An 18,717-nucleotide genomic window follows, 5' to 3' on the forward strand; every position below is an offset into this window, starting at 1 on the left:
TTTTTTAACGAATCGGTTAAAACTAAAATACAGGTTGGGCCTAATCTGCTAGTCGAAATTTCGGAAAGGTGGGATTTTTCCATGTTAAATTTTACTTGGTCAGTTTTTAGTCAAACAGGTAATATTGACACATATTTATTATATAAAGAATTAGAAAGAGAAATGGAAGAAACACCGGATAAAGACTTTAATGAACTAGCACAATTAGATTTTCCCATTGCCTAATTAATGGGTGGTGACCATTATTTGTTACAAAAATTGGAAGGAATTGTTTTGCGAACAATTGATTATGGTGAATCAGGAAAAATTTTAACGATTTTTACCCGAGAAAAAGGAAAGATTGGAGCTGTGGCAAGAGGAGCAAAAAAACCGAATAGCCGGTTGGCCTCGGTGTCACAGCCTTTTACATATGGATACTACTTATGCTCTGTTAGTACAGGATTAAGTACTTTGCAGCAAGGAGAAATTATTGATTCTTTTCGTCATGTGAAAGAAGATTTATTTTTAACTGCTTATACTTCATACATTGTCGAGTTAATGGATAAAAGTATGGAAGAAAGGTCTGCGAACCCGTTTTTATTTGAATTATTATTGCAGACGATGAAATATATAGATGGTGGCTTAGATGCGCAAATTTTAAAGAATATATTTGAAATTAAGATGTTAAGTGTTTTAGGACAGCATTTATATGTCGATGGGTGCGCAAATTGTGGAGCAACAGATGGTAACTTTGCATTTTCATTGAAGGAACAAGGGATATTATGTGAACGTTGTGTTCATTTGGACCGAAGCCATTTAAAAATTTCACAAAGAACGGTACGGCTGTTACGATTATTTCTTCACCTTGATATAAATCGTTTAGGCAATATAAATGTTAAGCCGGTGACGAAATATGAACTGGAATTATGTATATCTGCCTTTTATGAAGAGTATTCTGGATTATACTTAAAATCGAAAAAATTTTTAAAACAAATGGAACAACTGAAATAAAGCTATTGACATGCTAATCCTTTTTCGATATGATACAAAATAAATTAAACTGTTTGCAGTGAAGGAAAGTAGTACTTAATTTCCTCTATGAAAGCGAGCCTAGGATGGTGGAAGCTAGGTATAGAGCATTAAGGAAGGCGTTCTGGAGCAAAGTTTTATTTAAAGTGGCCAATGTTAACTTTGGCAAATAGGGTGGAACCGCGGGAAAACTCTCGTCCCTATGCATTCATGCATAAGGATGGGGGTTTTTTAATGCTTATTTAAATATTTTTTATAGGAAATATGCTTATTTACATATTTTGGAGGTGCTTTTCGGTGAATATTCAAGAGATGATTGTAACATTACAAAAGCATTGGGCAGATCAAGGATGTTTATTAATGCAAGCGTATGATGTGGAAAAAGGTGCAGGAACGATGAGCCCATATACATTTCTACGAGCTATTGGTCCAGAACCGTGGCGAGTGGCATATGTTGAGCCGTCAAGACGCCCTGCAGACGGACGTTACGGTGAAAATCCTAATCGATTATTTCAACACCATCAATTTCAAGTAATTATTAAGCCTTCACCTGCAAATATTCAAGAATTATATTTAGATTCATTGAAAGCTTTAGGAATTGATCCGCTAGAACATGATATCCGGTTTGTAGAAGACAACTGGGAAAATCCTTCCCTCGGCTGTGCAGGGCTAGGCTGGGAAGTATGGTTAGATGGGATGGAAATAACCCAATTTACTTATTTTCAACAAGTTGGTGGTTTAGAGTGTCATCCGGTGTCTGTTGAAATAACTTATGGTATCGAAAGACTCGCATCCTATATACAAGATAAAGAAAATGTTTTCGATCTAGAATGGACAGAAGGCTTTACCGTTCGCGATATTTTTGGACAACCGGAATTTGAGCATTCAAAATATGCATTTGAAACATCTAATGAACAAATGCTATTTGATTTATTTAACGTTTATGAAAAAGAGGCACATAGACAAATGGATGAAGGTCTTGTTCATCCAGCCTATGATTATGTTTTAAAATGTTCCCATGTATTTAATTTACTTGATGCAAAGGGTGCAATTTCAGTGACTGAAAGAACTGGATATATCGCACGCTGTCGTAATTTAGCAAGGAAAGTTGCGAAAACATTTTTTGAAGAACGAGAAAAACTTGGATTTCCTTTACTAAAATCAGGAAAGGAGGATAAGGAATGACAACACGTGATTTCCTTCTTGAAATTGGCTTGGAAGAAATGCCTGCTAGATTTATAACGAATGCAATGAATCAGTTAGGCGAACAGTTAAAACAATTTTTCACAACAAATAAAATAAGTTTTGGTGAAGTTATAACTTATTCAACACCAAGAAGATTAGCAGTATTAATCAAGGATTTGGCAGAAAGTCAAAAAGATATGGATGAAGAAGTAAAAGGACCTGCCAAAAAAATAGCCATTGCTGAAACTGGTGAGTGGACGAAAGCAGCTATCGGTTTTACAAGAGGTCAAGGGGTCACAGTGGATAATATTTACTTTAAAGAAATAAATGGAATCGAATATGTCCATGTAAAGAAATTTATAAAAGGAAAAGAGACGAAAGAATTACTTCCTGAAATCGTTGATATTATTACTCATTTATCTTTTCCAAAAAATATGCGTTGGACAGATTACAGCCTTCGTTATGTCCGCCCAATACGTTGGATTGTGTCATTATTTGGTAATGAGATTATTCCTATAACTATTAATGATGTTACGAGCAATAATCGGACAAAAGGTCATCGATTTTTAGGAACAGAAGTAGAGATTTCTGAACCAAGCAAGTATAAGGAAACATTACTCGCCCAATATGTACTCGTCGATTACAACGAAAGAAAACAAGCGATAATCCAACAGCTGCATTCAATCGAGACAGAAAACGACTGCATCATACCGGTGGATGAAGAGTTGTTAGAAGAAGTTACCAATTTAGTTGAATACCCGACTGCATTAGTTGGTAATTTTTCCGAGGAATTTTTACAATTGCCTAGCAGAGTCTTAATAACAACGATGAAGGAACATCAGCGTTATTTCCCTGTTCAATCAAAAACAGGTGAGCTTTTGCCACAATTTGTTACGATCCGAAATGGGGATCATCGTCATTTAGATACTGTTAAACGAGGAAATGAGAAAGTGTTACGAGCTCGTCTTCAAGATGCGGTATTTTTCTATAAAGAAGACCAGAAATTAGGAGTAAAAAATGCTCTAGAGCGGTTGTCAAATGTCGTGTTTCATGAAGAAATAGGAACTTATCAAGATAAGATTAATCGAATTCGTAGACTGACGGATTATTTATTAGAAAATATATCTGTCACTACACACGAGGAACAAGCGGCAAAACGTGCAAGTGAAATATGCAAATTTGATTTAGTCACTCAAATGGTAAATGAATTTCCTGAACTACAAGGATTTATGGGAGAAAAATATGCAATGCTTTCTTGTGAACAAGAACTAGTAGCAATTGCGATTAATGAACATTACATGCCGCGTTTTTCCGGTGATGCGTTACCAGAAACAGAAGCTGGGGCGATTGTAAGTATTGCTGATAAACTAGATACTATTGCATCATTTTTTGCCATTAATTTAATCCCATCAGGGTCTCAAGATCCTTACAGTTTGCGTCGATTAGCTACTGGGGTCGTGCAAATATTGAAAGAAAAAGCTTGGAACATTAATTTTATTGAGTTATTAAAATTTAGTATTAAAAATACGAAAACATTTGCAAATCGTTCTGAAAACGAAATTTTAACAGATTGCTTAGCTTTCTTTCGCTTACGCTTTAAGTATTTATTACAAGAAGAGCAAATTCGCTATGATATTATCGATGCGGTACTAGCTGCCCCAATAAATAATGTAAAATCTATTGTGACGAGAGCTGAATTACTAAATGAAAAGAAAGATGAAGACAACTTTAAGGAGAATATAGAAACATTAAGCCGTGTCATTAATATTTCTAAAAACTATGACGATGAGATTCATGTGGATACAAAACTTTTTAAGAATCAATTCGAACAAAAACTTTATGAGAAATTCGTTGATGTAAAAGCAAAATTAAATAATATTCATTCTGAAAGTCAATATTATGAATTGCTAATTAGTATGCAACAGGAAATAAATGACTATTTTGATCATACAATGGTGAATGTACAAGATGCACAACTTAGAAAAACTAGATTATCGTTAACAAAATCTATTGCGAATCTTATTTTAGATTTTGCCTCTTTACAAAATTTGATCGTAAAGTAATTTAATTGAAATAAGAGCCTGCTTAAGGTTAAGTAGGCTCTTAAATATAACATATTTCTGTACTATTTTATGTATTAGTATATAATATTTATTATATTGTTGATAAATAAGTTTCACTTTTTAGGTGGTGAGTACAATCGAACTTAATAAACGCCAAGAGCAAATTTTAGAAATAGTGAAAGAAAATGGGCCGATTACAGGGGAACATATTGCAGAAAAACTAAATTTAACTCGAGCAACATTACGACCTGATTTGGCAATTTTAACGATGGCTGGTTTTTTAGATGCAAGACCGCGTGTCGGCTATTTTTATACTGGTAAAAGCAGTACGGAACTATTATCAGAAAGTATTAAAAAGATGAAAGTAGCGGACTATCAATCGATACCAGTTGTCGTGAATGAGAATATGTCTGTCTATGATGCGATTTGTAATATGTTCTTAGAAGACGTTGGTACTCTTTTTGTCGTAAATGAATCTTCACTATTAGTTGGAGTGCTTTCAAGAAAGGATTTACTGCGGACAAGCATTGGTCGGCAAGATTTAAATACAATCCCAGTACATATTATTATGACAAGAATGCCGAATATAACGATGTGTGCAAAAGAAGATCTATTAATTGATATAGCAAAATTATTAATCGATAAACAAATTGATGCTCTTCCTGTAGTAAAGGAGGAAGAAAATGGCTATGAAGTGGTAGGAAGAATTACTAAAACGAATATAACGAAAGCTTTTGTATCATTATTAGGCAATGACAATTAGTAAAATTCTGGTAAGGAGTGGATAACCTGTGTCAAAGCCTCCCATCTACGTCGTATCCGATTCGGTTGGCGAAACAGTTGAGTTAGTAACGAAAGCTGCCATGAGTCAATTTAATGGTGCAGCTGTTGAATTAATAAGAATTCCATATGTTGAAGATACTTCAACGATTGATGAAGTAATTTCATTAGCAAAGATGAATAACGGGATGATTGTTTTTACGCTTGTAAAACCTAATATAAGGAAATATTTAATTGAATCTGCAAAAGCATCGAGTATTTTCGCCTTTGATGTAATCGGGCCGTTAATTGATCGCTTCCAAGAAATGTCTGGTGTTATCCCAAAAAACGAACCAGGTCTCGTTCGTAAACTCGATGATGAGTACTTTAAAAGAATTGAAGCAATTGAGTTTGCTGTAAAATATGATGATGGTAGAAGTCCTGCAGGTATTTTAAAAGCAGATATTATTCTTCTTGGTGTTTCACGTACTTCCAAAACTCCATTATCTCAATACTTAGCTTTGAAACGATTTAAAGTGGCGAATGTTCCTATCGTTCCAGAAGTAGATCCGCCAGAAGAGCTACATAAAGTAGATCCGAAAAAATGTATTGGCCTAAAAATTAGTCCCGATAAGTTAAATGATATTAGAAAAGAGCGGCTGATAGCGTTAGGCTTAAATTCAACTGCTACTTATGCAAATATTGAACGGATTCAAGAGGAAATAGCATACTTTGAAAAAGTTGTAGACCGAATAGGATGCAAAGTAATCGATGTAACGAATAAAGCAGTGGAAGAAACGGCGAATTTAATTTTAAATTATGTGAATAACCAACGCTGAGCAGAGTATTTTTCAATACATAGCTCTACAAGTCATCAAGTATAACGTATCGACTAATTCATTAGGAGGAGATAAAGGAGTCCCAAATAATGGTTAGTCCTTTTTTACTGGCATTTTTTAAAACCTATTAGAAGGCAGGTAAAACTGTCAAACAAAAGCATGATTCTTTCATTCACAATAGTGACAGACGGGGCATATGAAGCGCACCGTCTAGTCGCAGAAATTGTACTCCTATTTCCAGAATGTGAATATTAGTGAGGAATTGCATTTTATTTATTATTTCAAGCAAAATCTATGGAAAAACAATTGAGTTTGTATTATAATAAAAAATTGCATAAAAACTTATTTTATAGGTTTAGACTTTGCATATTAGGAATAAACTTAATAATGGATTACAAGACAATTAGAAAACTTTTGTACTATCGATTTTTTTCGACGGGACGAAAGGGTTTTTTATTTTGTAAAAAAATGTCCAAAAAAGAAGGAAATTGCGGAGTGATGTAGAATTAGTATTTATTGTGATTGAAAAATAACAAGGCTGTCATGGATGGAGATACTAAACTTCATAAAAATATGTAGAAATTTTGTCGAATCATGCAGGATTTCGTAATTTAATGTAGAACAAAATAGGATGGAGGGAGTTGTTCTCATGGCAGAACGGATCCCTGAAGAAAAAATAAATGAAATTAGACAAGCGGTCGACATTGTTGACGTCATTAGTGAGTATGTCCAATTAAAGAAACATGGCCGCAATTATTTTGGTTTATGTCCATTCCATGGAGAAAAAACACCATCATTCTCAGTATCCCCAGAAAAACAAATATATCATTGTTTCGGTTGTGGTGCTGGTGGTAATGTTTATTCCTTTTTAATGGATATCGACGGTATTTCGTTCCAGGAAGCAACGATCAAATTAGCCCAATTAGGCAATGTTGAGTTAGATATCCGTGAGGACCAATTTGAAAAGCTAACATCGAAAAACTCAAAACAACAGCAAATGATTGAAGCTCATGAATTGTTAAGAAAATTCTACCACCATATTCTTATGCACACGAAGGATGGTCAAGAAGCGTTAGAATACTTATATAAAAGAGGATTCACTAATGAGCTCATTGAAACATTTCAAATTGGTTATTCATTAAACTCTTGGGATATGGATTATCAATTTTTGACGAAGCGCGGCTTTTCTGAACAACTGTTGGAAAGATCTGGGTTAGTTATCAAGTCAGAAAACGAGACATTTTTTGATCGATTTAGAAACCGAATTATGTTCCCAATCTTTGATTCGAAAGGAAATACAATAGCATTTTCTGGTAGAGCAATAATAGACCAAGATCAACCAAAGTATTTAAATAGCCCTGAAACAGATTTGTTTCATAAAGGGAAAATTTTTTATAACTTTCATCGCGCTCGCCCGAACATTAGGAAAAAGCAAATGGTGGTGGTTTTTGAAGGATTTGCCGACTGTATCTCTGCTTACCAAGCAGGAGTTGACTATGGAATTGCAACGATGGGCACAGCGTTAACAGAAGAGCATATTAGTTTGATAAAACGGACAACAAATCAAGTAATTTTATGCTTTGATAGTGATAGTGCAGGCCAGACAGCTACCATCAAAGCAGGTGAAACATTGTTTGAGGCAGGGTGCCAAGTGTATGTTGCTGTAGTTCCTGAAAATAAAGATCCAGATGAATACATTAAAAAAAATGGTGCAGAAGCCTTTCGAAATAAAGTAATGGATGCAAAGATAACATTTATGGCATTTAAGTATGAATATTTTCAAAAGGGAAAAAACCTACAAAAAGAAGGAGATCGCCTTAAATTTATCGAAGAAGTATTAATAGAACTGGGCAAACTAACTAATGCTGTGGAAGTGGATTTATATTTGCGAAAATTAGCAGAGCAGTTCTCTCTTTCATTAGATGCACTGCAAAAACAACTCCGAAAATTTAGTTCCACTTATAAAAATAAGCTAAATAGGCAAAAATCATATAATATTGATTATTTATCGGTTAAAAAGCAGGATAAAAAAAATAATACAGCATATTATAACGCAGAACGAATGTTAATAGCCCATATGTTAAAAAATGTACAATTAACTTGGAAAGTCCAGGAAATGTTAGGAGAGCAATCTTTAAATTTTGATGAACACCAAACAATTATTACGTACTTATATGCATTTTATGAAGCAGGAAATGAACCTGACTTAAGCCATTTCTTAACATTTGTTAATGACTCACAAATTAGAAATTTAATTTCGGAAATAGGAATGCTACAAATAAATGAGGAAATTTCGGATAAGGAATTATCTGATTATATACATTATGTTACTAAATATCACCAGGAATTAACAATCCAAGCGATGTTAAAGGAAGCTAAAAAAGCAGAGCTTGAGCAAGATTTTGAAAAAGCAAAAAAGATTGCGTTAGAAATGATGCAATTGAAAAAAATGCTTTAATTGTTGGAAGGAGGGGAACAAATGGCTGAAAAGTCAGCACGTTCCAAAGAGGTTGAACAAGAATTAACACTAAACCAAGCAAAAGACCAAGTTATTGAATTAGGGAAAAAACGTGGAGTTTTAACATACGATACAATTGCTGAAAAATTATCGGGTTTTGAATTAGATTCTGAACAGATGGACGAATTTTATGACCATTTATCAGAACAAGGAATTCGATTAGCTGAAGAAGTAGAAGAAGAAGATGACGACCCAGATTTAGATGAATTAGAAAAAGAAGAAGAATTTGATTTAAACGACTTAAGTGTCCCTCCTGGTGTGAAAATTAATGACCCTGTCCGTATGTATTTAAAAGAAATTGGTAGGGTAGATTTACTTTCTGCCGAAGAGGAAATTGCGCTAGCAGAAAGAATTGAACAAGGAGACGAAGAAGCAAAACGCAGATTGGCTGAAGCGAATTTACGGCTTGTAGTAAGTATTGCAAAACGATATGTTGGTCGTGGAATGCTCTTCTTAGATTTAATTCAAGAAGGTAATATGGGCCTTATTAAGGCGGTAGAGAAATTTGACTATCGTAAAGGCTTTAAATTTAGTACGTATGCAACATGGTGGATACGTCAAGCGATAACTCGTGCTATTGCCGATCAGGCAAGAACTATTCGTATCCCAGTCCATATGGTGGAAACAATAAATAAACTAATTCGCATCCAAAGACAACTATTACAAGATTTAGGACGTGAACCAACACCAGAAGAGATTGCAGAAGAAATGGATTTGACACCTGAAAAGGTTAGAGAAATCCTCAAAATTGCCCAAGAACCTGTTTCGCTTGAAACACCAATTGGAGAAGAAGACGATTCCCATCTAGGTGATTTTATTGAAGATCAAGAAGCGACATCTCCATCTGATCACGCAGCTTATGAAATGTTGAAAGAGCAATTGGAAGATGTTCTTGATACATTAACAGATCGCGAAGAAAATGTTTTACGACTTCGTTTTGGTCTCGATGATGGCCGTACGAGAACATTAGAAGAAGTTGGAAAAGTCTTTGGTGTTACTCGCGAACGAATTCGGCAAATTGAAGCGAAAGCTCTACGGAAATTAAGACACCCTAGTCGTAGCAAAAGACTAAAAGATTTCTTAGAATAAATTATATTTGGATTATTGATGGTTTGCAAATAGCAAACCATTTTTTTGCTTTTTAAGCAGAATTGCTTTTTGGCTAGTAACAAAATTCCACCTCTTACTTAACCGAGCTTTATGAAAGGGATTTTTTCATTTGATCGTATTGTCATTTATTTTAATAAAGTTTTTCTTATTTTGCAAATGCCATTGTACCTAATTTATCATTTTCCTTTTTAACTATTGGCACTATTGAACTTTGTTGTTAATTTTCGTCTAAGCGCTTCGCCATCTTTGCAGGTGTCCGGTGACACACCCTTACTCCTATTCCCTGGGACAAGGAAAGCTTCGGTAATGATTCATCACACGAAGGAAAATGCTATGCATTTTTTGAGGAGTCTCTTTCCTACAGCGAGAATCAAAAAGCTATAAATCTCCATATTGGTCCTTAACTGAGCTTAACTATAAAAAACTATATTATTTCAAAATTTTTTAAAAAGCATTATAATGGAGTGGAAACGCATTCAAACTTGGGGGGATGGTAATGTATTTTGATTTAACTTCTGAACAAAAAATGCTAAAGAAAGTCATACGCGAGTTTGCAGAAGAAGAGGTGGCAAAAGATGCGTTAGAACGGGACCGGACAAAAACATTTCCGAAAGAAGTGTTTAAAAAATTAGGTGATTTAGGGATAATGGGCTTACCTTTTCCAGAAGAGTATGGTGGGGCTGGAGCAGATACGATTAGTTTTGCAATTGTTGTTGAGGAACTAAGCCGTGCATGTGGATCTACAGGTATTACGTATTCGGCACATATTTCTCTTGGGGGAGCCCCTATTCATTTATTTGGCACAAAAGAGCAGAAAGAAAAATACTTAGTACCTATCTGCACAGGTGAATCATTAGGGGCTTTCGGGCTTACAGAGCCTAATGCAGGATCGGATGCAGGGGGGACTAGTACAATAGCAACAGAAGATGGGGACGACTTTGTCATTAATGGGAATAAATGTTTTATTACAAATGCCAGCTATGCTAAGTTTTTAGCATTAACAGCGGTTACTAATCGAAACGGAAATCAAAAGGAGATTAGTGCCATAATCGTTCCAACCGAATTGGACGGTTTTCAAATAATTGATAATTATGAAAAAATGGGCTTACACTCTTCCAATACGACAGAACTTCTATTAGAAAATGTACGGGTTCCACAAGAGAATTTATTAGGAAAACGCGGAGAAGGGTTCAAACAATTTTTGCAAACGTTAGATGGGGGGAGAATTGGTATTGGAGCAATGGCAGTTGGAATTGCCCAGGCCGCGTATGAAAAATCTTTAACTTACGCGAAGGAACGTCATCAATTTGGCATGCCGTTATCCAAATTTCAAGCGATTCAATTTAAATTAGCCGATATGGCAATGAAAATTGAATTAGCTAGAAATATGGTTTATAAAGCAGCTTGGTTAAAAGACCAAGGTAGGAAATTTACGAAAGAGGCATCGATGTGCAAACTTTATGCATCGGAAATTTGTATGGAAATCACCTCGCAAGCAGTCCAAATTCACGGTGGAAATGGCTATATGAAAGATTATCATGTTGAGCGATATATGCGTGATGCAAAATTATTAGAGATTGGGGAAGGTACATCAGAAGTTCAAAGAATGGTTATTGCCAGAGAAATAGGCTGTTAACTTTTATTCGAAATCAATCCAATTTGAAGCTAATTTGTGTCAAGTTTTTGAAAAACACTATACCGATAGTGTTTTTCGCTTCCCCTTTTTCATTTTTTAAAGTAAAATAAGAATTGTTTGTATATACTCGTACTAATACATACAAAGGGGAGAAATTTATTCATGAAGAAAAATGCAATTATGCCATACATTTTAATAATGGTTTTTGGTATTGGACTTGTTGTTGCACTTTCTTTAGTTGATGTTGGCAACAGTAAGCAACAAGCTAACGGGAAAGATGAACAAGGGGAAACAGTTCAACTAACTCCAGAAGAAATTTATCAGCAAAAAAGCTGTATTTCTTGTCATGGGGAAAATTATGATGGCTCAAATTCTGTACCAGGGTTAAAAGGTGTTGGAGATAAACTTTCTGATGAGGAAATAAAAGAAGTGTTAGTGAATGGTAAGGGAATTATGCCAGGTGGACTTGTACCGGAAAATAGTTTAGACGAAATGGTCGAATGGCTTAAATCTTTAAATTAATAAATAATGAGGAAGGAGGCTGACTCGAAAGGGCGATAAATTGACCATTTGAGTTAGCTTCTTTTTTATAGGTGTTATAATCCTCCATATTTACAAAATACGCCCCCTACCCAGTACGGAAACACCTCTAATTATGCAAAACCACCATAATGGAAAGATAAGAAATAGACCTTCATTATAAGGAATTTTTTTAAGGATGCTTGAAGATAGAAGTTGGGAACATCCTCCCTTTAGTCCAGATATGACAATAGCCACTTGCTGAATTTGTTTGAATTCCTCTTAAAAATTCGGTATGTTAATGATAATATTGTTTTATAATGGCAGATATAGAAAGTTTGGTGAATCGATGACAAACAATAAGCTATCTCAGCGTTTAACAACTGTATTAAAATACATACCGAAAGATTGTATCTTCGCTGATATTGGTTCCGATCATGCGTACTTACCGATACACGCAATAAAAACTCGTGCGGTAAAAGGAGTAATAGCTGGAGAAGTAGCGGATGGTCCATTTGAAGCTGCAAAACAAAATGTAAAGGAACATTTACTCCAACATGTTATTGAAGTTCGCAAAGGTGACGGATTAACAGTTGTGAAAGATAGTGAAGTGGATTGTATAACAATTGCCGGTATGGGTGGTCCGTTAATTGCTAGTATTTTAGAGGCAGGTAAAGAGAAATTGCTATCTGTAGAGCGGCTAATCTTACAGCCGAATGTAGCCGCACAAATAGTTAGAAAGTGGTTAATGAGTAATGGTTGGCAGTTAGTTGCCGAAGAAATTCTAGAAGAAGACGGACATATTTATGAAGTGTTAGTTGCTGATAAAGGTAACCCATATGTGCCTTATAATGATACAGAGAAAGAATTATTATTTGGTCCGTATTTGTTACAACAGAATAATTCTGTTTTTCGGAAAAAATGGCAGCGCGAATATACTAATTGGCGTCAAATATTAAAACAAATTAGCAAAGGTACCGAAACAAGTGAAATAAAGCGGAAAAGAGCAGAATTAACCGAATATATTAATTGGTATTTGGAGGTATTCGCAAATGAAAATTCCGAACGGTCATGAAATCATCCAACTGTTTGAAACATATGCCCCAAAGTTCTTAGCGATGGAAGGGGATAAAATTGGCCTTCAAGTCGGGCAATTAAATAAGCAAGTTAATAAAGTGTTAGTTACCCTTGATGTTCTAGAGGAAGTTGTCGATGAGGCAATAGAAAAGGGTGCACAATTAATAATAGCGCATCATCCGTTAATTTTTCGCCCACTAACTTCCATACAAACGGAACAAACTTATGGCAGAGTTATCGAAAAGCTGATAAAGAACAATATCGCAGTGTATTGTGCTCATACGAACTTGGATGTTGCAAAAGGTGGGGTCAATGATTTATTAGCTCAATCATTACAGTTACAAAATACAGAAGTTTTAGTCCCTACCTACGAGGATTCATTGAAAAAGCTCGTTGTTTTTGTCCCAAAAAATCATGCAGAAGAAATCCGTCAACTTTTAGGAAATTTAGGGGCTGGAGCAATTGGCGAATATAGTCATTGTTCCTTTTCTATCGATGGCACTGGACGTTTTTTACCAAATGAAGAGACGAACCCATATATTGGCCAAGCAGGTCAATTAGAGGCCGTGGAAGAAGTAAGAGTCGAAACGGTAATACCATCATCTTTGGAAAGAGAAATTGTTCGAGAAATGTTAAGAAAACACCCTTATGAAGAACCTGCTTATGATATATATCCACTAAATATACGTGGTGAACAACTTGGTCTTGGGAGAATAGGTTATTTACGTGAAGAAATGAGTCTCGCACAGTTTGCTGAATTTGCGAAAGAGGTTTTTCAAGTAAAAAGCCTCCGAGTTGTTGGGAATTTACAAGATAAGGTAAAAAAGGTTGCTGTATTAGGTGGAGATGGCAATAAATATTTTCACAATGCAATCCGTAAAGGTGCTGATGTTTATGTTACAGGAGATTTTTATTATCATACTGCCCATGATGCGATGATGGCAGGTTTAAACGTTGTAGACCCAGGGCACCATATTGAACAAGTTATGAAGCAAGGGGTAGTCAATAAAATGACGGAACTGTGTCAACAAGCTCGCTATAATGTAGACATAATCCCATCCACTAAAAATACCGATCCATTCCAATTTATTTAATTTTTACATATTACATCCATGCTAGGAGACAATTCTATAGTGCAACATGTAATGGAGGTATTATAAAAAATATTATAAACAAAAAGGAACACGGCTTAATAAGTGCCTGTTCCTTCTTTATCTTAATGGCTATATAAGAATCACTATATTTAGCTAGTTTTTCTTTTTACTTTTGGTAAAATTTTCGATAGTGGAATTTTCTTTTCCCTAGTCCACGTTGATTCATCTTTTGGATCAAATTGTTCAAGAAAATTAATCACTTCTTTAGTAATTAATGTTGGCGTTGAAGCACCTGCTGTTACGGCAACTTTTTTTGCATCTTTAATCCAATCAATTTCAATCTCACTTACATCACTAACTCGATATGCCCTCGTACCAGCAATTTCCTCCGATACTTGTGCAAGGCGGTTAGAATTATTGCTTTTTGGGTCGCCTACTACGATTACGACATCGGCTTCTTTCGCTTGTTCTGCGACAGCTTCTTGTCTGATTTGGGTAGCAAGACAAATTTCATTATGTTTTTCTGCTGAAGGATATTTTTCTAACACTGCTTCCATAATATGATGAACATCCCATTGGCTCATTGTCGTTTGGTTAGTTACAATGATTTTCTCGCTAATAACCTTTAATGCTGCGACATCAGCCATTGTTTCCACGAGGTGCACTTTCTCTGGAGCAACACCTACCGCTCCTTCAGGCTCTGGATGTCCTTTTTTCCCAATATACACTACTTCATAACCTTCACTTGTTTTTTCTTTAATTAAATCATGGGTACGGGTTACATCTGGACAAGTCGCATCAATCGTGACTAATCCTTTTTCCTTTGCAATATCACGAACTTCCGGGGAAACTCCGTGAGCAGTAAAAATAACGGTTCCTTTATTTACTTTTTCTAATATTTCTTTTCTATTCTTCCCATCTAACGTAATAATACCTTCTTCTTGAAACGCTTCTGTAACATGTTTATTATGAACAATCATACCGAGGATATAAATCGGTCTTGGTAATGTTTTATCTAAGGATGCATTACGAGCAATTACCATTGCATCGACAACACCGTAACAGTAACCACGGGGAGAGATTTTGATAACTTCCATGCAAGCTCCTCCTATATAAACTTATAAACTATGACTATATTATATAGGAGTTTATTCTTTAATACAAAGAGTTCTTGCTTTTAAAGAAAACAAATGAAAACACTAAGATAAACTAACTTATTAAAAAGTTGACCCAATGTTAGTTAACGCTCGTACTTAAATATATAGCTTTGGGACAGAAGGTTTTGTTTCCAATTGTTTTTGTTTCTTACCCTCTTTATTTTGCTTTTTTATTGGTGGGTTTTTCGGATGTTCGTCGAGTTTATCATTTTGAAAATTTTGCTGATTTACATTTGTCTCAGCTTGTATATCAAATTCATTTTCAGCGGGAACTTTGTCATCGTTATTTTCTAGATTATTTTCTAAATCTAATTCGGTCGTTTCTGTTTCCGAATCAGTATTATCTGCCGACAAACCACGGTACAATTTCCAAAGTGCAGGTAAGTTTTTAATTATCGGTCCATATTGCTGTACCATTGGACCGACTTGCTGAACTGTTCGTAAAACTTGTTGTGTTTGACCTAAAAATTTGGAGATGTTTTCAAAGCTAAGTAAATTTGATGTCGTTTGTTGATTTGCTAAATTTGCCATGCTTTGCCTACCAAATTGAAACGGGTTTACCGGTGTAGAGGGAATTGGATTATTACTTTTTCCAAAAATCTTCGCCAGTAATCCTCCGCGAGGCTGCAGTTGCCTTGGAGTCGTTTGTCTAGAGAAGTTTGTAAATAAATTATTATGACTAGGCGGCATCGGTGGATGATGGAAACCTTGACTTTGGATGAAAAACGGTCGTTGATTGGATCGTGGAACCATTAGGCGGGCCCTCCTTTCTATGACACGATCTAAGTTTATCTTTTATACAATATGCAAACGTTTAGTTTTCGTTAGTGTTTCTCGCAATTACCCATTACCTATTATGCAAAGGGAAAAACAACTAGGTATCCATTTTTACTGTTACTTTGACTATTAATGAATTTGTTTTTAAAAAACCTATGATGATATTCTTTAAAGCAATGTGGAGATATTATCCAATTTTATGTATAATACTAAACAGACATCTTACGGAAAAAAAGAAAAGGAAATGAGGCGATTAGCTCATGAATGAATCAAAATTTTCTAAATTTCAATTAAAACCATATATTATGGAAGCAGTAAAAGAATTAAATTATTATGAGCCAACAGAAATCCAAGAAAGAGTTATTCCGAAAGCATTAAAGGGTGAGAGTATCGTTGGTCAGTCTCAAACAGGTACCGGGAAAACACATGCATACTTATTACCAATCCTTTCGGAAATACAGCAAGAAAGACAAGTAGTACAAGCTGTTATTACCGCACCAACTAGAGAATTGGCAAATCAGATTTACCATGAAATATTAAAAATTACGAAGCATTGTGATCCAGATAAGCCAATTATAGCAAGATGTTATGTAGGTGGTACGGATAAAAAACGAGCAATGGACAAGTTAACTACTCAACCTCACATAGTTGTTGGAACACCGGCAAGAATTTTTGATTTAGTAAAGGAAAATGCGTTACTTGTTCATACGAGTCGGACGATCGTTGTTGATGAGGCAGATTTAATGCTCGAAATGGGCTTTATTGATGATGTTGATAAGCTTGCTGCCAGAATGCCAGAAAACTTACAAATGCTCGTATTTTCAGCAACGATCCCTAATAATTTGCGTCCATTTTTAAAAAAATATATGGAAAATCCAGTTTTTGTCCATGTTGATCCTAACGAAAAAACAGCAAAAAATATTTCTCACCAATTAGTTCCTTTACGCCATCGGAATAAAGGAAAACTTTTAGTGGAAATAATGACAGCTTTCAATCCTTATTTGGCAATTATTTTTACTAATACTAAAAAACAGGCGGAAGATTTAGCTGACTCCTTATTAGAAGAAGGGTTGAAAGTGGGGCGCCTGCATGGTGATTTAAGCCCTAGAGAACGGAAGAAAATGATGACTGCAATCCGCAACTTAGATTATCAATATATTGTTGCTACCGATTTAGCCTCTCGTGGTATTGATATTGAAGGAGTTAGTCATGTGATTCATTATGAATTACCGAGTGATTTGAATTTTTATATTCACCGGGCTGGTCGGACAGGTAGAGCGAACTATACAGGTATTTCCACTGTTATTTATGAAGAACAAGATATACCGCTAATTGAGAAACTTGAAAAAATGGGAATCACTTTCGCAAACAAAGATATTAGCAACGGAGAATGGCGTGATATAGATGATAGGAATCGCCGTGCCACCCGTTTTGATACGAAAAAAAATCAGTCAGTCAATAAACAATTAATGAACAAAGTGAAAAAACCGAAAAAAGTGAAACCAGGATATAAGAAAAAAATGCAAAATGAATTAGAAAGTCTAAAAAAGCGACAAAGAAGAAGTAGTAGGTTAAAATAAACATATTGGAAATTTTTTTACTAATTATAGTTTGATGAAGGAGAGGAGAATATGTTAAAAATTGGTTCTCATGTTTCAATGAGCGGGGCAAAAATGTTGCTTGCTGCCAGTGAAGAAGCAGTTTCTTACGGGGCAAACACATTTATGATATATACAGGGGCACCACAAAATACACGTAGGAAAAAAATCATCGATTTAAATATTGAAGCTGGCCAAGAGCATATGAAAGCGAATGGAATAGACGAAATAGTCGTCCACGCACCATATATTATTAATATTGGTAACACAAACAACCCGGCAACATTCGAGTTAGGAGTCAACTTTTTACAAACCGAGATTGAACGTACCGATGCGATTGGTGCTAAGCAGATTGTTCTTCATCCAGGTGCACATGTTGGCGCTGGAGTAAATAACGGGATAAATAAAATTATCGAAGGATTAAATGAAGTAATTCAAAATGAGCAAAATGTTCAAATCGCGTTAGAAACAATGGCGGGGAAAGGTTCAGAAGTTGGTTCATCATTTGAAGAAATTGCTAAAATCATCGATGGTGTAACCCATAATGAACATTTATCTGTCTGTTTCGATACTTGCCATACACATGATGCTGGCTACAATATTGTGGAAGATTTCGATGGTGTGTTAAATGAATTTGATAAAATTATCGGTATTGATCGCCTTAAAGTATTGCATATTAACGATAGTAAAAATCCTCGTGGGGCGCGAAAAGACCGCCATGAAAATATCGGCTTTGGTCAAATCGGTTTCCGCGCTATAAATTATATCGTTCATCATCCACAATTAGTGCATATACCAAAAATTTTAGAAACACCTTATGTCGGTACAGACAAAAACAATAAAAAAGCACCATACCGCCTCGAAATCGAAATGCTTAGGAATCAAACATTCAACGAAAAGTTGTTACAAGTCATCGTTGAATCATAAACTAAAAAAATAGCTGCGGCAATTGAATGAAAATGACGCCGCAGACTATTTTCTTATTGAGTTAATTGGATAAAAAGCTGGTTTACTTTTTTTGCCGTATTAGGTCCTGCGATTTTTGCAATTTCTTTGATCACATTTGCTCGCTCTGTATCGTTAAAAATATTGACGTTTTTTCCTCGCAAATATGCTGCAATTTTATCAGCCTGTTCTTTTGTCACATGAATTTGAAACTGTTTCCCGTATTTTAACAATTCATCTCCAGTCACCGAGTTGATTTTCATATTAATAATGTTTTGGAAAAACTTCATTCATTACCCTCCAGTCGCTTCAATTTTCCCACTTAAATAATGTATGAAAGAAAAATATGAAAAGTACCTTTTTTATTCTCCTAATTTAATATAGAGGCAAAGATGACAGGATTTCTTTACATAAATGAAAAAGTAGTGTATA

17 protein-coding genes and 1 other annotated feature are annotated in these 18,717 nt (G+C 35.1%); of the genes, 14 read left to right on the forward strand and 3 right to left on the reverse strand.

The annotated features are described in order from the left end of the window. Positions 1 to 81: 81 nt before the first annotated feature. From BN1242_RS13025 to BN1242_RS11050, 12 genes are all read left to right on the forward strand, one after another. Entirely contained in the window at positions 82 to 225 is a 144-nt protein-coding gene (locus BN1242_RS13025) for a YqzL family protein (protein ID WP_071435514.1), read from the forward strand. A gap of 21 nt (positions 226 to 246) precedes the next feature. After that, positions 247 to 990 (forward strand): DNA repair protein RecO, encoded by a 744-nt coding sequence (recO, locus tag BN1242_RS11000; protein WP_062355768.1) that lies wholly within the window; start codon positions 247 to 249, stop codon positions 988 to 990. A 49-nt stretch (positions 991 to 1,039) separates the two neighbouring features. Continuing rightward, positions 1,040 to 1,213, forward strand: a binding site (T-box leader). A 92-nt stretch (positions 1,214 to 1,305) separates the two neighbouring features. Beyond that, positions 1,306 to 2,193, forward strand: a complete 888-nt coding sequence (glyQ, locus tag BN1242_RS11005; protein ID WP_062355771.1) for a glycine--tRNA ligase subunit alpha — start codon at positions 1,306 to 1,308, stop codon at positions 2,191 to 2,193. Continuing rightward, entirely contained in the window at positions 2,190 to 4,256 is a 2,067-nt protein-coding gene (glyS, locus tag BN1242_RS11010) for a glycine--tRNA ligase subunit beta (RefSeq protein ID WP_062355774.1), read from the forward strand. The genes glyQ and glyS overlap by 4 nt, the downstream gene beginning before the upstream one ends. A gap of 127 nt (positions 4,257 to 4,383) precedes the next feature. Next, positions 4,384 to 5,019, forward strand: a complete 636-nt coding sequence (gene ccpN / locus BN1242_RS11015; protein ID WP_203226058.1) for a transcriptional regulator CcpN — start codon at positions 4,384 to 4,386, stop codon at positions 5,017 to 5,019. 28 nt (positions 5,020 to 5,047) lie between these two features. Next, positions 5,048 to 5,854 carry a pyruvate, water dikinase regulatory protein gene (locus BN1242_RS11020; RefSeq protein WP_062355780.1) on the forward strand — a complete coding sequence of 269 codons (807 nt, stop codon included), beginning with the start codon at positions 5,048 to 5,050 and terminating at the stop codon, positions 5,852 to 5,854. 649 nt (positions 5,855 to 6,503) lie between these two features. Next, on the forward strand, positions 6,504 to 8,312 hold the full coding sequence (gene dnaG, locus BN1242_RS11025) for a DNA primase (protein ID WP_062355781.1): 1,809 nt from the start codon (positions 6,504 to 6,506) through the stop codon (positions 8,310 to 8,312). Between the two features lie 21 nt (positions 8,313 to 8,333). After that, complete coding sequence (gene rpoD / locus BN1242_RS11030; protein ID WP_062355783.1) at positions 8,334 to 9,461, forward strand: RNA polymerase sigma factor RpoD; 1,128 nt, start codon at positions 8,334 to 8,336, stop codon at positions 9,459 to 9,461. Positions 9,462 to 9,978: 517 nt separating this feature from the next. Further along, positions 9,979 to 11,118, forward strand: a complete 1,140-nt coding sequence (locus BN1242_RS11035; RefSeq protein WP_062355785.1) for an acyl-CoA dehydrogenase — start codon at positions 9,979 to 9,981, stop codon at positions 11,116 to 11,118. Positions 11,119 to 11,280: 162 nt separating this feature from the next. Continuing rightward, positions 11,281 to 11,640 (forward strand): cytochrome c550, encoded by a 360-nt coding sequence (gene cccA / locus BN1242_RS11040; protein ID WP_062355786.1) that lies wholly within the window; start codon positions 11,281 to 11,283, stop codon positions 11,638 to 11,640. Between the two features lie 346 nt (positions 11,641 to 11,986). Then, positions 11,987 to 12,712, forward strand: coding sequence for a tRNA (adenine(22)-N(1))-methyltransferase (locus tag BN1242_RS11045; RefSeq protein WP_062355788.1), 726 nt, complete (start codon positions 11,987 to 11,989; stop codon positions 12,710 to 12,712). Beyond that, a complete protein-coding gene (locus tag BN1242_RS11050; protein WP_062355790.1) occupies positions 12,690 to 13,808 on the forward strand; it encodes a Nif3-like dinuclear metal center hexameric protein in 1,119 nt (372 codons plus the stop codon). Before BN1242_RS11045 ends, BN1242_RS11050 begins: the two co-directional genes overlap by 23 nt. 149 nt (positions 13,809 to 13,957) lie before the next feature. Here the strand turns inward: BN1242_RS11050 and BN1242_RS11055 are convergent, their stop codons facing one another. Next, positions 13,958 to 14,905: a 4-hydroxy-3-methylbut-2-enyl diphosphate reductase gene (locus BN1242_RS11055; RefSeq protein WP_062355793.1), complete on the reverse strand. Its 948-nt coding sequence runs from the start codon at positions 14,903 to 14,905 to the stop codon at positions 13,958 to 13,960. Positions 14,906 to 15,061: 156 nt separating this feature from the next. Continuing rightward, positions 15,062 to 15,718 (reverse strand): VrrA/YqfQ family protein, encoded by a 657-nt coding sequence (gene vrrA / locus BN1242_RS11060; protein WP_062355796.1) that lies wholly within the window; start codon positions 15,716 to 15,718, stop codon positions 15,062 to 15,064. Between the two features lie 284 nt (positions 15,719 to 16,002). Here vrrA and BN1242_RS11065 point away from each other — a divergent pair, with 284 nt between their 5' ends. Together BN1242_RS11065 and BN1242_RS11070 are read left to right on the forward strand one after the other, a co-directional pair. After that, on the forward strand, positions 16,003 to 17,322 hold the full coding sequence (locus tag BN1242_RS11065; RefSeq protein WP_062355799.1) for a DEAD/DEAH box helicase: 1,320 nt from the start codon (positions 16,003 to 16,005) through the stop codon (positions 17,320 to 17,322). Positions 17,323 to 17,373: 51 nt separating this feature from the next. After that, positions 17,374 to 18,267: a deoxyribonuclease IV gene (locus BN1242_RS11070; protein WP_062355802.1), complete on the forward strand. Its 894-nt coding sequence runs from the start codon at positions 17,374 to 17,376 to the stop codon at positions 18,265 to 18,267. Between the two features lie 53 nt (positions 18,268 to 18,320). On the opposite strand, the gene BN1242_RS11075 is transcribed toward BN1242_RS11070, so the two are convergent. Then, on the reverse strand, positions 18,321 to 18,575 hold the full coding sequence (locus tag BN1242_RS11075; RefSeq protein ID WP_062355805.1) for a DUF2624 domain-containing protein: 255 nt from the start codon (positions 18,573 to 18,575) through the stop codon (positions 18,321 to 18,323). Between the last annotated feature and the right edge of the window lie 142 nt (positions 18,576 to 18,717).

Origin of the sequence: Bacillus kwashiorkori (assembly GCF_001375515.1) — a bacterium.
Taxonomy (GTDB): Bacteria; Bacillota; Bacilli; order Bacillales; family Caldibacillaceae; genus Bacillus_BK; species Bacillus_BK kwashiorkori.

Coding starts and splice junctions, on each gene's coding strand:
- BN1242_RS13025 (WP_071435514.1), top strand. CDS start 82: ATGTTAAATTTTACTTGGTCAGTTTTTAGTCAAACAGGTAATATTGAC.
- glyS (WP_062355774.1), top strand. CDS start 2,190: ATGACAACACGTGATTTCCTTCTTGAAATTGGCTTGGAAGAAATGCCT.
- dnaG (WP_062355781.1), top strand. CDS start 6,504: ATGGCAGAACGGATCCCTGAAGAAAAAATAAATGAAATTAGACAAGCG.
- rpoD (WP_062355783.1), top strand. CDS start 8,334: ATGGCTGAAAAGTCAGCACGTTCCAAAGAGGTTGAACAAGAATTAACA.
- BN1242_RS11035 (WP_062355785.1), top strand. CDS start 9,979: ATGTATTTTGATTTAACTTCTGAACAAAAAATGCTAAAGAAAGTCATA.
- cccA (WP_062355786.1), top strand. CDS start 11,281: ATGAAGAAAAATGCAATTATGCCATACATTTTAATAATGGTTTTTGGT.
- BN1242_RS11045 (WP_062355788.1), top strand. CDS start 11,987: ATGACAAACAATAAGCTATCTCAGCGTTTAACAACTGTATTAAAATAC.
- BN1242_RS11050 (WP_062355790.1), top strand. CDS start 12,690: ATGAAAATTCCGAACGGTCATGAAATCATCCAACTGTTTGAAACATAT.
- BN1242_RS11055 (WP_062355793.1), bottom strand. CDS start 14,905: ATGGAAGTTATCAAAATCTCTCCCCGTGGTTACTGTTACGGTGTTGTC.
- vrrA (WP_062355796.1), bottom strand. CDS start 15,718: ATGGTTCCACGATCCAATCAACGACCGTTTTTCATCCAAAGTCAAGGT.
- BN1242_RS11065 (WP_062355799.1), top strand. CDS start 16,003: ATGAATGAATCAAAATTTTCTAAATTTCAATTAAAACCATATATTATG.
- BN1242_RS11070 (WP_062355802.1), top strand. CDS start 17,374: ATGTTAAAAATTGGTTCTCATGTTTCAATGAGCGGGGCAAAAATGTTG.
- BN1242_RS11075 (WP_062355805.1), bottom strand. CDS start 18,575: ATGAAGTTTTTCCAAAACATTATTAATATGAAAATCAACTCGGTGACT.